Annotated in this window: 12 protein-coding genes and 1 pseudogene; 9 read left to right on the forward strand and 4 right to left on the reverse strand. The window is 49.0% G+C overall.

Annotated features, from left to right (window positions below; genetic code table 11):
• The first annotated feature begins 46 nt into the window (after window positions 1–46).
• The 3 genes from AACH44_RS00265 to AACH44_RS00275 all read left to right on the forward strand — a co-directional run bounded on the left by AACH44_RS00265 (window position 47) and on the right by AACH44_RS00275 (window position 3,394).
• Window positions 47–1,675 carry a sensor histidine kinase gene (locus AACH44_RS00265; RefSeq protein WP_261847431.1) on the forward strand — a complete coding sequence of 543 codons (1,629 nt, stop codon included), beginning with the start codon at window positions 47–49 and terminating at the stop codon, window positions 1,673–1,675.
• Entirely contained in the window at window positions 1,668–2,390 is a 723-nt protein-coding gene (gene dcuR, locus AACH44_RS00270) for a two-component system response regulator DcuR (RefSeq protein WP_261847432.1), read from the forward strand. Before AACH44_RS00265 ends, dcuR begins: the two co-directional genes overlap by 8 nt.
• Before the next feature lie 110 nt (window positions 2,391–2,500).
• Complete coding sequence (locus AACH44_RS00275; protein WP_261847433.1) at window positions 2,501–3,394, forward strand: hypothetical protein; 894 nt, start codon at window positions 2,501–2,503, stop codon at window positions 3,392–3,394.
• 403 nt (window positions 3,395–3,797) lie between these two features.
• On the opposite strand, the gene AACH44_RS00280 is transcribed toward AACH44_RS00275, so the two are convergent.
• Both AACH44_RS00280 and AACH44_RS00285 read right to left on the reverse strand, forming a co-directional pair.
• Window positions 3,798–5,141: a 2-hydroxycarboxylate transporter family protein gene (locus AACH44_RS00280; RefSeq protein ID WP_261847434.1), complete on the reverse strand. Its 1,344-nt coding sequence runs from the start codon at window positions 5,139–5,141 to the stop codon at window positions 3,798–3,800.
• Window positions 5,142–5,756: 615 nt separating this feature from the next.
• Window positions 5,757–6,440 carry a hypothetical protein gene (locus AACH44_RS00285; RefSeq protein ID WP_261847435.1) on the reverse strand — a complete coding sequence of 228 codons (684 nt, stop codon included), beginning with the start codon at window positions 6,438–6,440 and terminating at the stop codon, window positions 5,757–5,759.
• A gap of 892 nt (window positions 6,441–7,332) precedes the next feature.
• Here AACH44_RS00285 and dppA point away from each other — a divergent pair.
• The 6 genes from dppA to AACH44_RS00315 all read left to right on the forward strand — a co-directional run bounded on the left by dppA (window position 7,333) and on the right by AACH44_RS00315 (window position 13,261).
• On the forward strand, window positions 7,333–8,940 hold the full coding sequence (gene dppA, locus AACH44_RS00290; protein WP_261847436.1) for a dipeptide ABC transporter periplasmic-binding protein DppA: 1,608 nt from the start codon (window positions 7,333–7,335) through the stop codon (window positions 8,938–8,940).
• Window positions 8,941–9,133: 193 nt separating this feature from the next.
• Window positions 9,134–10,153 carry a dipeptide ABC transporter permease DppB gene (gene dppB / locus AACH44_RS00295; RefSeq protein ID WP_261847437.1) on the forward strand — a complete coding sequence of 340 codons (1,020 nt, stop codon included), beginning with the start codon at window positions 9,134–9,136 and terminating at the stop codon, window positions 10,151–10,153.
• A 12-nt stretch (window positions 10,154–10,165) separates the two neighbouring features.
• On the forward strand, window positions 10,166–11,068 hold the full coding sequence (dppC, locus tag AACH44_RS00300; protein ID WP_261847438.1) for a dipeptide ABC transporter permease DppC: 903 nt from the start codon (window positions 10,166–10,168) through the stop codon (window positions 11,066–11,068).
• Window positions 11,069–11,081: 13 nt separating this feature from the next.
• On the forward strand, window positions 11,082–12,062 hold the full coding sequence (gene dppD, locus AACH44_RS00305) for a dipeptide ABC transporter ATP-binding protein (protein WP_261847439.1): 981 nt from the start codon (window positions 11,082–11,084) through the stop codon (window positions 12,060–12,062).
• Complete coding sequence (gene dppF, locus AACH44_RS00310) at window positions 12,059–13,069, forward strand: dipeptide ABC transporter ATP-binding subunit DppF (protein ID WP_261847440.1); 1,011 nt, start codon at window positions 12,059–12,061, stop codon at window positions 13,067–13,069. Before dppD ends, dppF begins: the two co-directional genes overlap by 4 nt.
• 36 nt (window positions 13,070–13,105) lie before the next feature.
• On the forward strand, window positions 13,106–13,261 hold the full coding sequence (locus AACH44_RS00315; protein ID WP_261847441.1) for a type I toxin-antitoxin system SymE family toxin: 156 nt from the start codon (window positions 13,106–13,108) through the stop codon (window positions 13,259–13,261).
• A gap of 64 nt (window positions 13,262–13,325) precedes the next feature.
• Here the strand turns inward: AACH44_RS00315 and AACH44_RS00320 are convergent, their stop codons facing one another.
• Together AACH44_RS00320 and AACH44_RS00325 are read right to left on the reverse strand one after the other, a co-directional pair.
• The gene (locus tag AACH44_RS00320; RefSeq protein ID WP_261847442.1) at window positions 13,326–13,658 is read right to left on the reverse strand and encodes a hypothetical protein; all 333 of its coding nucleotides are present in this window, start codon (window positions 13,656–13,658) and stop codon (window positions 13,326–13,328) included.
• Between the two features lie 64 nt (window positions 13,659–13,722).
• Window positions 13,723–14,494: pseudogene (locus AACH44_RS00325) on the reverse strand (IS5 family transposase); the annotation flags it as partial.
• Window positions 14,495–14,737 lie beyond the last annotated feature (243 nt).

Raw genomic sequence — 14,737 nt, forward strand, 5'->3', positions numbered from 1 at the left:
AACAGTATAAGATAACGGTGTGATGATGGTGGTTTCGGAGAGTGACATGGGCAAGAAAAAGGTACCGCTAAAGCTGGGAACATCGGTATTTCTGATGGTGTCAGTGGTGCTTGGTGCGGTGTTGCTGGTGGTCTATTCCTTGCTGTTTTTTCGCATTAATCAGCTTTCAGAAGATTCTCTGCGGGAAAAAGCCTTTGCCATTGCTCGTACGTTTGCAGCATCTCCTGTCGTGATTGGTGAACTGAAAGGGATTGGCCGGCCAGAGGAAGTGCAGATTGCTGCGGAGACGATTCGCCAGCGTAATCAACTACTTTTTGTCACTGTCACGGATATGGACACGATACGCCATAGCCATCCTGAACCGGGTCGAATTGGCGAGTATTTCGCTGGTCGAGATATCTACCCGGCGTTGTTGGGCATGGAAAATACCGCCATTAATCGGGGAACGCTCGATCCGGCACTGCGGGTATTTACGCCGGTTTTCGACAATAACCACAAGCAGGTTGGCGTCGTCGCGCTGGGGATTGCCTTAACCAGCGTGCAGAAGGTGATTAGCGATAACCGCTGGATGATTCCCTGGACGCTGCTGGCGGGGGCGCTGGTTGGCTGGTTGGGTACGCTGATTTTGGTGAAGGTGCTCAAGCGTATTATGCTGGGATTCGAGCCGTTTGAGATCTCGAACCTGTTTGAACAGCGCAATGCGATGCTCAAACACATCAAAGAAGGGGTTATTGCGGTCGATCAACATGGTCGGATTACCGTCATCAATGATGAGGCGCGGCGGCTTTTCCGGGAGAATAAACCGCAGGGCAGTGAAACGTCGGTTCTGAAGCCAGCCGAACGCGTTAGCGAACAGTGGCTTGAATATCTGCACCTGAAACAGGTGTTGGAAAGGGGTACGCCGCGGCGTGATGAAGAGATTAGCTTTAATGGGCATCTATTGCTGACTAACACCGTCCCAGTTTTTGTGAAAGGCGATATTATCGGCGCGATTGCGACGTTCCGTGATAAAACGGAGATCAGCCAGTTGCTGCAACGGTTGAGTGGGATGTCCTACTACGCGGATGCACTGCGGGCGCAGTCGCACGAGTTTATGAACAAGTTGCACGTCATATTAGGGATGCTGCACTTAAAATATTACTCGCAGTTGGAAGATTACATCCTGAAGACCGCCAATAATTATCAGGCGGAAATCGGCTCGATTATTCGTAAAGTGAAATCGCCAGTGATTGCCGGTTTTCTGTTGGGTAAAATTAATCGCGCGCGCGATCTCGGCATTACGCTCTCCATCAGCGAGGAGAGTCTGCTACCGGATACCGACGATGTCGATGCCACGAATGAACTGATTACCGTGTTGGGTAATCTGATTGAGAATGCGATGGACGCGATTGATGGGCAGGAAAACTGTGAAATCAGCGTGAGCTTCCATCATCAGAATAGCCGCCTTCACTGTACCGTGGGGGATGACGGCCCCGGCATTTCGCTGGAGAGCCAGGCGCGCATTTATGAACAGGGATTCTCTACCAAAGGCAGCGGGCGCGGTATTGGCCTGTACCTGACCAAACAGAGTCTGGAGAAGATTGGCGGCACTATCGAGTTTGAATCAGAACCTGAGGTGTACACCCAGTTTTTCGTTACTATTCCTTATCAAGCAAGGCTGTTTGACCATGATTAATGTACTGATTGTTGATGACGATGCCATGGTTGCAGAGCTGAACAAATCTTATCTGAACCAGGTTTCTGGATTTAGCTGCTACGCGACCGTCCCCACGTTGCAGCAGGCGCGGAACCTGCTGATGCAACCTGACTCGGAAATCGATTTGGTACTGCTGGATATTTACATGCAGCAGGATAATGGACTGGATTTGTTACCGACTATCCGTGAATTCAGTGAAAAGACGGACGTCATCATCATCTCGTCTGCCAGCGATGTGTATACCATCAAAAAAGCGCTGCACTACGGCGTTGTGGATTATCTGATTAAGCCTTTCCAGTTCTCGCGTTTTGAACAGGCCCTGACCGCCTATCGCGAAGAGACGAACTTGTTCAAGCACCGCGATTTTGTTGGGCAGTCGGATATTGATAATCTGATCCGCCGTACCAGCAGTAGCACGGTCAGTGAACGTAAGAAATTGCCGAAAGGGCTGACCAGTCTAACGCTGCGTACCGTTTGCGAGTGGATTGAAGGTAATCAGGGCATTGAGTTTTCTACCGAAATGCTGGCGAATGCGATTGGTATTTCTCGTGTGTCCTGCCGTAAATATCTGATTTATCTGTCTGAAACCAATATTCTGACCACCAATATCCTGTACGGCTCAACCGGGAGACCGGTTTACCTGTATCGCCTGTTGCCGGAAAAGCAGGACTCGCTGCGTCAATACTGTGAATAAGTAGCGGTGAATAATTAGCAGTAAATAAGGTAAACAGAAACGAGGCGGGAGCGATCCCGCCTTGTGCTATACACAATTCAGTGACGATGAAACCAAATGGAGTTGGTTGAGTGGAACACGATAAATTTATGCAATATGGCCGTGGGTTGGGGTTATGGCGTAACCCACGGGAAAATATTAAGCCCGAACCAACAAATTACTTCAGGGATGACCCGATTTACCTCATGCCGTCAAAAGGGGAATGGGTTAATCAAATTCAAGAGTGTAAAAAAGAAAATAACCCATTAGAGAACGGTGTATTTATCTGGACAGAAATTAAGGGTACAGGTCACGCTTTTGTCTCAGTGCATGAGGGTAATAATGCTTCTGTGTTCACTTATGGTCGATTCGGTAGACGGTCTGGTGTTGCCGGGGCTGTCGGTGATGGCATCTTAAATTTTTTGCAGTTTGAAGATGCGCGGACATATTACCGAGAAGAGCTGTACAAGATGGAAGCGAAAGCATTCGTTATTACAGATGCAGATCCTAAGATTGCCCGATTGTACTTTGAAAAGCTATGGCGCTCAGGTGGCAAGGTGAAAGAAACCATCAAGATGGGGGAAAGCACTAAAAGAAACGGTCGAACAATCGATCAATATGATGTTACAGGCGTGAACTGTACAACCCATGCAACAAAAGGCGTGAAGATTGCGGGATCACAGGTATTTGAGGGAGGATATACGATTAACTCTCAGATACAGATTAATTACGAAGAAGATTTCGCCGTTCCGGTATCGCTACAGCGGTATTTAGAACGAAAAAACACTGAATCATCGATGCTTGTTGTTGATATGACCAGTGAATTTAGAAAGCAGTACCCGAATACCGACAACTACACATCGATAAGCGAAGATACTGCGTTAAGAGTCGTCTCCGAGACTGTTTCTGGTATAGGTAAAATTTCACCTTATTCTGGTGGTACTATCGGTGGGTTATTAGATGGGGCACACGATGTTAACAAGTAAATGCAAGACGTTTATTCGATGGTTTAGTATTTGCCTTGTCTCTTTTTTTTATTTGATAAGCATTGCTCTTTTTTCTTTTGGACATGTTCAAGATAAGGAAAGAATGGCTTTTTTATCTGATAAAACAGTGTCAGTTGAATACCATTTTGCGATACTGGCTGATATGAGAGAGTCTATGGATTCCATGTATTCAGCCACACTAATTGGTTTCCCAATTAGTGTGATCCTGATTCTGATCCTTTTCAAAAAGGTTAGGTAGTTGCGGTAAGCCAAACCATTACTAATGGCTGTTGCCAGAAAAGCAGGACTCGCTGCGTCAATACTGTGAATAAGTAGCGGTGAATAAACAAAAACGCTACGGCAATGACCGTGGCGTTTTTGTTATTGGGGGGTTGTGGTTGAGTTAAGCAACCCAGCCCAGTAGCAGCGTTGCGGCGATGACGGTAGAGGCACCGCCGATACGGGTGGCGATCTGTGCGAACGGCATCAGAGACATACGATTAGAGGCAGACAGAATGGCGACGTCACCTGTACCACCCAGCCCGCTGTGGCACGTGGTTACGATAGAAGCCTCAATCGGGTACATGTTCAGATAAGGTGCAACCAGGAAGCTCACCAGCGCCATGGACAGCACCACAGAACCACAGACGATGACGTAACCCACGGAGAATACCGCGACGACGCTCTCTAGTGGAATATACAGCATACCAAGCCCGATCATCAGCGGCCACACCAGAGAACTGGATACGAACTTGTAAACGCTGTGCGCACCCGTTTCCATAACGGCAGGGATAATGCGTCCATATTTGCAAAAGACGGCGATCAGAATCATCAGCACCGGACCAGGGATGTGTATCAGTCTTTCAAACAGGCCGCCGACGATGAAGAAGGCGCAAATCATCAGCAATCCACCGCCCATCAGGTGAAAATCGACCGGTTTTGGCGCGTCGTTTACGGTAAACATCGCGTTGTCTTCGTCACTGCGAACCAGACGGCCTTCACCGTTCAGATCCTTGCGACGCATCCCCAGGCGGGACAGCACACCCGCACACAGAATGGCGAAGATGTTACCAACGACGGCTGCGGGGGCTAACTGAGCGACATACACATCCGGGCTTTGTCCCAGGATCGCAGAATAGGCTAAGGATAACGGCAGGATGCCTTCGCCAATACCACCGCCGATGATGGGCACGATAATGAAGAAGAAGGTGTGATAAACGCTGTAGCCGCACAGTTTACCAACCAGCAAACCGGTTGCCAGCGCGGTTGCGGTGCCGATAACCAGCGGGACGAACATGCGCACCATTCCCTGAATCAGGATTTTGCGGTTCATGCCCAGAATACTGCCGACCACCAGACAGGCGATGACGAAATAGAGGAAGTTCGCCTCTTTCATCAGCAGGTGTACGGTTTTCATGGTGTTGTCATTGAATAAATTAAAATACACCATAATGGAAGGCACCATCAGGCACAGAATCGCCGGGCCGCCAATATCTTTGAATACGGGAATATTGCTGCCGATATGCGCCAGTAAAAAACCCATTGTCATGATGACGGCGAAACCGCCAATCATGTTTTTAGGCAAATATCCTTCATAGGCAGCGATAGCAACAACAGCGGTAATCGCCATAAAAAGTGCAACGGGAACGGAGCCAATTTTCTTTTTAAAGAAGTCGCCGATAAACGATGACGGTGTTTCCAGAGCGAGATCGTTCTCACATAAAATATCAGTTTCAGTTTTTTTCATTATATTCACCCTGTAGGACTGTTGGTACAGAAAGAAATTACATCCCTGCCGTGTCATACTGTTAAGATATTGATAGTGCGTCATTATCGACGTAGATTATTGCCTTTTTTATCACCCGTATCGGTGTGATTATCGAGCATTGCTCATGCCATTGGCGGTGGAATGTTTATTATCAGAAAGCAGAAAAATACACTTTTTTGTTTTTTATCAATCATTAACAAAAAATAAAGAATGATGGATATTATTTAACAATAAATGACTTCTGAGGGTAATCTAGCATGATGAAATGTTAAAAATAATACGTTAATTACGTATTTGTGAAGTTATCAGCAACTTCATTTTAAATAACTTACGTCATTTTTTTGTAATTAAAATTATTTTTATGAAAGAGAAGGGGAATTAAACCAGAGGAAAAGGTGAGTTATAACGTGAAAATATCACTTTATGAGAATAAGTAAATAGTGTGGTTTAATTTTGGTGAAAATATTTATTTAACTAAAATAGCCAATTAATTATTGAGCAATATCATTTTCTCGCAGGTATATAAAGGGGTAGCCCGTGAGGGCGGTGATGTCAGCAAAGCATGAAGGGACAACTGTCGGGTAGGTTGATACACTATATTTTCAGACGATAAACATCATTAAAACGGACGTTCATTCCACCGCATTGACCGTTATCCTCCACGATCAAATAGCCGTTAATCAGTTGCATCACGCCGCTACATTCAAACTCTTCACTTGAATCGCCCCATTGAAGCCGATTACCGTTTGGTATGGCAGTGGCTGAAATATTACCCAAATGAATAATCTCGCCACCATAACTTGATCTTCCGCCATACCAGGTGGTATTGCCTTTAAGACGGAGCGTATTATTTTTCCCGCGGGTAATCTTTATCGTGGTGTCATAATAACGCCACGATCCGAGCCAGGCATTGATGCCTGCCGTTTTTATCGCTTGTTTTTCAAGATAAGAGGAGCGCATCCAGCCAACAAATTCGGACTTCTGACCAAAATACCCTACACAGGACCAGCCGTTCTTTTCCTGTGCCACGAGCACCTTGTCACCATGGATCAGATAGGCTTTATTCTGGCAAACCGCTTTTTTCTCTGGGCATCCTTCCCTTAGGTAATCATCGTAGAAGTGTACTTTATCGCCATGCGGCGCAGTAATTTTAGCGACAGAGTATTGGCCTGGATAAGTAGAAAATCCGCCATTACGGCACGTTTCCATCTCATAATCCTCCCCCGCAAAACAGGAGAATGAGGTGTATAAAGACAAAACGGCCACCATTCCTTTCATCGCTCAGTTTTCCTTGTCAACAATACGACCAATACAACAATAGCTATTGCTGTTTTAACTCATTTTATCAAAAGCTACATCTGGTAGAGATACGTGTTGCACAGAATAATGTGTGTTTTTGGTTTGTCGAAAAGGGGAAAGCAAAGTTTTTTCATGTAGCGTAGATAGTCATTTTCCTACTTATGGCGTCATGCTAAATATCAGAATTTCTTATCATCCGTCAGAGTTTTTACCTGTCGTTAACGTTTTTAACAAAAAATAGTGCTCAGATCTTGGACATGTAAGACCAGATAACTATAGTTTTTTTAATGGTGATAATTTCTTTTAGTCGGCAATGTACTGGGTTTTATCACTGTTTTTTGAAGAAATGGCAAAATATAAACCTTTAATTATTTGATAAGACTGTATTTTTAATTTTAATAAAATGTAAGTAAATTTTGTAAATCCTTACACCTTATATTGACGTCACCGTCATCTGTTGAGAAATTGAAGTCGTCATAGGGATATAAGGAGGAAAGCAGCGGTTTGCCTGAATGATTCTACGTCTTCATCCAGCATCCGTGAGCGGGTTGTGGCGTTTCAAGGTATAGGTTGTAGTTATTATGACTCTATCCAATAGCGTGACGACGGCTTGTTCTGGTGACCATGATTCCTCCCCCAGTATTTTAATTTTGCCTTCGGGCGACAGGGTACAGACCGCAGCACATAAAAATACAGGTCTGGCCAACCATACCCCATTGATTTCGAGATGCAGGACAGAACATCTGCGTTGTTAATATCTGTGTTTTTAGCGATCGTGTTTTAACAATCGTGTTTTAACAACAGAGTTAACGCAATGCAGCTTGGCGTCGGACGGGTATAACACAACATCATCTACAATGGAGCATAAGTAATGGAAAAATCCCTGGTTAAATCAAGGGTGTTGAAGTTCGGCCTTGGCTTGCTCGCCATGTCCGTCGCGGCAGGTGTTCAGGCAAAAACGCTGGTTTACTGCTCAGAAGGCTCCCCAGAAGGCTTTAACCCACAGCTGTTCACCTCTGGAACAACCTATGATGCCAGCTCAGTACCGATCTATAACCGTCTTATTGATTTTAAGTCGGGGACTACCGAGCTTGAACCCAGTTTGGCAGAAAAATGGGATATTAGTGAAGACGAAAAAACCTACACTTTCCATCTGCGCAAAGGCGTGAAATGGCAAGACGGTAAGGATTTCAAACCTTCCCGCGAATTCAATGCCGATGACGTGATTTTTACCTTCATGCGTCAGCAGGATGCCAACCATCCGTACCATAAAGTGTCTGGCGGTAGCTATGAATACTACCAAGGTATGGGTATGCCGGAACTGGTCAGCAAAATTGAAAAAGTAGACGACTATACTGTCCGCTTCGTGCTGAACCGTCCTGAAGCGCCGTTCCTGGCAAACCTGGCCATGGACTTCGCCTCCATCATGTCAGCGGAATACGCTGATAACATGCTGAAAGCCGGTACGCCGGAGAAAATCGACCTGAGCCCGATCGGTACTGGCCCGTTCCAGCTACAGCAGTACCAGAAAGATTCCCGTATTCTGTACAAAGCTTTTGAAGGTTTCTGGGGCGCCAAGCCGAACATCGATCGTCTGGTCTTCTCTATCACGCCGGATGCTTCGGTACGTTATGCCAAGTTGCAGAAAAATGAATGTCAGGTCATGCCATATCCTAATCCGGCCGATATTGCGCGCATGAAGGAAGACAAGAACATTACGTTATTAGAACAACCGGGTCTGAACGTCGGCTATCTGGCTTACAACGTTGAGAAAAAACCGCTGGATAACGTGAAGGTTCGGCAGGCGCTGAACTACGCGGTTAACAAGTCAGCTATCATTGAAGCGGTCTATCAGGGGGCGGGGCAGGCGGCGAAAAACCTGATCCCGCCGACCATGTGGGGCTATAACGATGATGTGAAAGACTACGCCTACGATCCTGAGAAGGCCAAGGGCTTGCTGAAAGAAGCGGGCGTGGCTGACGGTTTCTCCATCGATCTGTGGGCGATGCCGGTACAACGTCCGTACAACCCGAACGCACGTCGTATGGCGGAGATGATCCAGTCCGACTGGGCGAAAGTCGGCGTGAAAGCCAAGATTGTGACCTACGAGTGGGGCGAGTACCTGAAGCGCGCCAAAGATGGCGAACACCAAACCGTGTTGATGGGATGGAGCGGCGATAACGGAGATCCAGATAATTTCTTCGCCACCCTGTTTAGCTGCGATGCCGCCAAGAATGGTTCTAACTATTCTAAATGGTGCTACAAACCGTTTGAGGATCTGATCCAACCGGCGCGTGCCATTTCCGAGCATGAAAAACGGATTGAGTTGTACAAGCAGGCGCAGGTGGTGATGCAGGATCAGGCACCGGCGTTGCTTGTCGGTCATTCAACCGTGTATGTGCCCGTGCGTAACAATGTCAAAGGCTATGTTATCCAGCCGCGTAGCGTACATGATTTCCAGCGTGTGACGTTGGATTAATTCAGCTACCAAATTTTCATGGATATTGAAAACCCCGACCTTGCGGTTTCTCGTTAGAGGAGCCGTGGAGGCGGGGTTTCTTGCCCGTTAAATTTACACGACGTTGAAAATCGCGCGTGGCGATTTTTTATCGGTGAGCAATGATAAGCCTGATGGCCAATGAGCCAACGGGCATGAATAGAGAGTTCGGGATATGTTGCAGTTCATACTCCGGCGTTTGGGGCTGGTTATCCCAACGTTTATTGGTATCACCCTGTTGACGTTTGCCTTCGTGCACATGATTCCGGGCGACCCGGTGATGATTATGGCGGGGGAACGTGGTATTTCCGCCGAGCGCCATGCGCAATTACTGGCTGAAATGGGGCTGGATAAGCCGCTTTGGCAGCAATACCTCCACTATATCGGCGGTGTGTTGCAGGGCGATCTAGGGATCTCCCTCAAGAGTCGCATCCCCGTGTGGGAAGAATTTGTTCCTCGCTTCAAAGCGACGCTGGAACTGGGTATTTGCGCGATGCTGTTTGCTATCGCGGTTGGGATTCCGGTTGGTGTGCTGGCTGCGGTTAAACGCGGTTCTATTTTCGATCATACCTCTGTTGGCCTGGCGCTGACGGGTTACTCCATGCCTATCTTCTGGTGGGGCATGATGCTGATTATGCTGGTCTCCGTTCAACTCAACCTGACGCCCGTCTCGGGGCGTATCAGCGATACGATTTTCCTCGACGACAGTATGCCGCTGACTGGCTTTATGCTGATCGATACCCTGTTCTGGGGTGAGGAAGGCGATTTTATCGACGCGGTTGAACACATGATCCTGCCTGCTATCGTACTGGGCACCATTCCTCTGGCGGTGATTGTGCGTATGACGCGCTCCGCGATGCTGGAAGTGCTGGGAGAGGACTACATTCGCACTGCTCGGGCTAAAGGATTGAGCCGCCTGCGCGTGATTGTCGTGCACGCGTTGCGTAATGCGATGCTGCCAGTGGTGACGGTGATTGGTTTGCAGGTCGGCACCATGCTGGCTGGGGCGATCCTGACGGAAACCATTTTCTCCTGGCCGGGGCTGGGACGGTGGTTGATCGATGCGTTGCAGCGTCGTGACTATCCGGTGGTTCAGGGCGGTGTGCTGCTGGTGGCAACCATGATTATTCTGGTTAACCTGCTGGTGGATGTGCTCTACGGCGTGGTTAACCCACGCATCCGTCACAAGAAATAAGGGGAGGCTAAGATGACACAAGTCACTGAACCGGTTGTAAACAGCGCGCCGAAGCCGATGACCCCGTTACAGGAATTCTGGCACTATTTTAAACGTAACAAAGGGGCGGTGGTTGGCATGGTGTATGTCGTGCTGATGCTGATTATCGCCATTGGCGCCAATGCGTTGGCTCCGCACTTACCTGCCGAGCAGTTCCGCGATGCGCTGCTTCGTCCGCCGGTCTGGCAAGAAGGTGGCAGTTGGCAGTTCATTCTGGGGACGGACGACGTCGGGCGTGATGTCCTGTCCCGCCTGATGTATGGCGCGCGCCTGTCGCTGCTGGTCGGCTGCCTGGTGGTGGCGCTGTCGCTGGTGCTAGGTGTGGTCTTTGGCCTGCTGGCCGGGTATTTCGGCGGTGTAGTTGATGCGCTCATCATGCGTATTGTCGATATCATGCTGGCACTGCCAAGCCTGCTGTTGGCGCTGGTGTTGGTCGCGGTATTCGGACCTTCGATTGTGAACGCCTCGCTGGCGCTGACCTTCGTGGCATTGCCGCACTATGTCCGGTTGACTCGTGCGGCGGTGCTGGTGGAAGTCAACCGCGATTACGTCACCGCTTCACGCGTGGCGGGGGCGGGCTCGGCACGCCAGATGTTCGTCAACATTCTTCCTAACTGCTTGGCACCGCTGATTGTGCAGGCATCTCTTGGTTTTTCTAACGCCATTCTCGATATGGCTGCTTTGGGTTTCCTCGGTATGGGCGCACAGCCGCCAACGCCAGAGTGGGGCACCATGCTGTCGGACGTTTTGCAGTTTGCGCAAAGCGCCTGGTGGGTGGTGACGTTCCCCGGTCTGGCAATCTTACTGACGGTATTGGCGTTTAACCTGATGGGGGACGGCTTGCGTGACGCTCTCGACCCCAAACTCAAGCAGTAGTAGAGGTAGAGAGATGGCGTTGCTCAATGTAGATAAACTGTCGGTTCACTTTGGCGATGAGGGTCTGCCGTTTCGTGCGGTCGATCGTATCAGCTACCAGGTTGAACAGGGTCAGGTCGTCGGGATTGTCGGGGAATCCGGCTCTGGTAAATCTGTCAGCTCGCTGGCAATTATGGGATTGATTGATTACCCCGGCAAAGTGATGGCCGACAAGCTGGAATTTAACCAGCGTGATTTAACAAAAATTTCTGAAAAAGAACGGCGTAATCTGGTGGGTTCTGAAGTCGCGATGATTTTCCAGGATCCGATGACCAGCCTGAACCCGTGCTACACCGTGGGCTACCAGATCATGGAAGCCATCAAGGTACATCAGGGCGGTAACCGTAAAACCCGTCGTCAGCGTGCGATTGACCTGCTGACGCTGGTCGGGATTCCCGATCCAGGTTCGCGCCTCGATGTATATCCACACCAGCTCTCTGGCGGGATGAGCCAGCGCGTGATGATCGCGATGGCGATTGCCTGTCGGCCGAAGCTGCTGATTGCCGATGAACCCACCACCGCGCTCGACGTGACCATTCAGGCGCAGATTATCGAACTGCTGCTTGAATTGCAGCAGCGCGAGAACATGGCACTGATCCTGATTACGCATGATTTGGCACTGGTGGCCGAAGCGGCACACCACATCATCGTGATGTATGCTGGGCAGGTGGTGGAATCAGGCAAAGCGGCGGATATTTTCCGTGCGCCCCGCCATCCGTACACTCAGGCGCTGCTGCGTGCGCTGCCGGAGTTTGCCGTGGATAAAGCCCGTCTGGCATCGTTGCCGGGTGTAGTGCCGGGGAAATATGATCGCCCGAACGGCTGTCTGTTAAACCCACGCTGCCCCTATGCACAAGACCGCTGCCGTCAGGAAGAACCTGCACTGCGCGATATTCCTGGTCGTCAGGTGAAATGTCATACACCGCTAGATGATGCGGGGAGGCCGACCCTATGAGTGAACTGAATGCCACATCGCAGCCGTACTTGCTGCATGCGATCGATTTGAAAAAGCACTATCCGGTGAAAAAGGGCTTTTTCGCGCCAGAGCGGATGGTAAAAGCGCTGGATGGCGTGTCCTTTACGCTGGAGCGCGGTAAAACGCTGGCGGTGGTGGGGGAATCCGGCTGTGGAAAATCCACGCTGGGTCGCCTGCTGACGATGATCGAAACCCCGTCAGAGGGCGAACTGTACTATCAGGGGCAGGATCTGCTGAAACCGGATCCGGCGGCGCAGAAATTGCGGCGGCAGAAGATCCAGATCGTCTTCCAGAATCCTTACGGATCGCTCAACCCGCGTAAGAAAGTCGGCCAGATCCTGGAAGAACCCCTCCAGATCAACACTGAACTGTCGAAAGCAGAACGCCGTGAAAAAGCGCTGGCGATGATGGCGAAAGTCGGGCTGAAAACGGAGCATTATGACCGCTATCCGCATATGTTCTCCGGCGGCCAGCGTCAGCGTATCGCTATCGCTCGTGGGTTGATGCTGGACCCAGACGTGGTAATTGCCGATGAACCGGTTTCGGCTCTGGATGTGTCGGTACGTGCGCAGGTACTGAACCTGATGATGGACTTGCAGCAGGATATGGGGCTGTCTTACGTCTTCATCTCGCACGATCTGTCCGTGGTCGAACATATTGCTGACGAAGTGATGGTGATGTATCTGGGCCGCTGTGTTGAGAAGGGCAGTAAAGATGCCATTTTCAATAATCCGCGCCACCCTTATACGCAGGCGCTACTTTCCGCAACGCCGCGCCTGAACCCAGATTTACGCCGCGAGCGCATCAAGCTGACCGGTGAGCTGCCTAGCCCGCTGAATCCACCGCCGGGCTGCGCATTCAATGCCCGCTGTCAGCGCTGCTTCAGCACCTGCACCCAGTTCCAGCCGCAGTTGAAAACCTACGGCGAACAGCAGGTTGCCTGCTTTGCTGTCGATCAGGACGAAGAAGGTATAGCAGTCGCCTAATTTGCCTTCGACTCACCCACGCTGCTTTTCTGGGGCGTGGGATACGCTTCGCATAATGGCAAGCCTAACCCGCCATCGGCGATTAACCTCAAAGGCCGCGGGCTGGAAGAGTCGGGTTTCATGACCGGGATGCCGATAACGGTGACGGTTGAGCGTGGAAGGATAGTGATTGAGACCGAGATTAACGTCTGATCGTTGAACTAAATAGCAGGTAAAAAATAGCCGGAAGGATCGTGGGATCACTTCCAGACTTTATCTATTTATTCATCAGATTATTAACTTCATCACTGGTTAGACTAAAAATATCTATAGATTTATCATTTATACTTAAATCAAAATCACTATTTAGATTAACTAACCATTTATAAAAATCGAGAAAATAAATTTCATTATCTTTTGTTAACTCCATAAATCCATTATCCATATGAGATAGTTCTAAAGATTCAAGAATACTAAAAAATTCATCTTTATTTTCGAGTAAATCAGACACCTCAACCCGCATTAACATTTTTATTAGGGATAGCTCATCTGATATATCCATTATTGTTGACATATTAGAGTAAACGCTTTTTATATCAATTAGTTTCATATAATTACGGTTTTGTTGAATAAATCAGAGTCAGCCGGTAGGATGGCTCCCGCTGGAACCCTTGTTATGCGATCCGAATGCTGTCCGGCATACCCAACAACGTCATCCGGTTTAGCGCTTTGACCATCGCCAGCGCTTCACCTACCTGTCCACAGGCTCAGATGACCACCCAGTAACGTTTTGATGCGGAACATCGCTGTTTCTGCCACTGAACGGCGGTGATAACCTACTTTCTTTTTCCAGACGTCATTGCTACCGCCCAGGTGCTGATTCGCCACGGCATGGTTACGTTCATGGTACTTGTCGGGCCAGTATTGTGCACCGTTTCTCGGTGGGATGAGCGGCCTGATTTTTTTCTTCATCAGGGCATCATGGCAGTAAAAGACATCGTAAGTTCCATCTACTGAGGCTTGTTTGACTTTGCGGTGAGTCTGGCTTATTAACGCGGGGAGTGCCTGCACGTCAGTAGTTCCACTGAGAGATAAATCGGCACAGATAATCTCATGCGTTACACTGTCTGTTGCCAGATGGAACTTTCTCCATACTCTGCGCTTATCTGCCCCATGTTGCCGAACCTTCCATTCCCCTTCACCGAATACCTTCAGTCCGATAGCGTCAATCACCAGATGTTCAATCTCACCGCGTGTTGGTGTTTTAATGCTGATATTAACGGTCTTTGCACGTTTGCTGACCAGTGAATAATCGGGGCAAGCGAGAGCCACTCCCATCAACTGAAAAATAGAGTCAACGAAGCCCTGCAACGCCCGTAACGAAAGGTTAAACACGCGCTTCATCATCAGAACAGTGGTGATAGCCATATCGGTGTAGTGGCGTGGGGGTTTTATCTGCTTCCCGGTATCTGAGGTAAAGCCCGTTGCCGTCCGAGCGTCCTTCAAACCGCTCTCCGGTCTTTATCCAAGCGCGGATCTGCATGTCGGTTAGTTTTGGCATTATGAGTACCTGAACGTTTAATAATGGGGTGTACCCAAAGCACTGCGAATTTTCTTTAATGGGTACACCTCTGTGTACACGGTAATCATGCGCTTTGTTGCTTCTTCATGATAGCCTGTGATAACAAA

The organism is Pectobacterium araliae (assembly GCF_037076465.1).
GTDB classification, from domain to species: Bacteria; Pseudomonadota; Gammaproteobacteria; order Enterobacterales; family Enterobacteriaceae; genus Pectobacterium; species Pectobacterium araliae.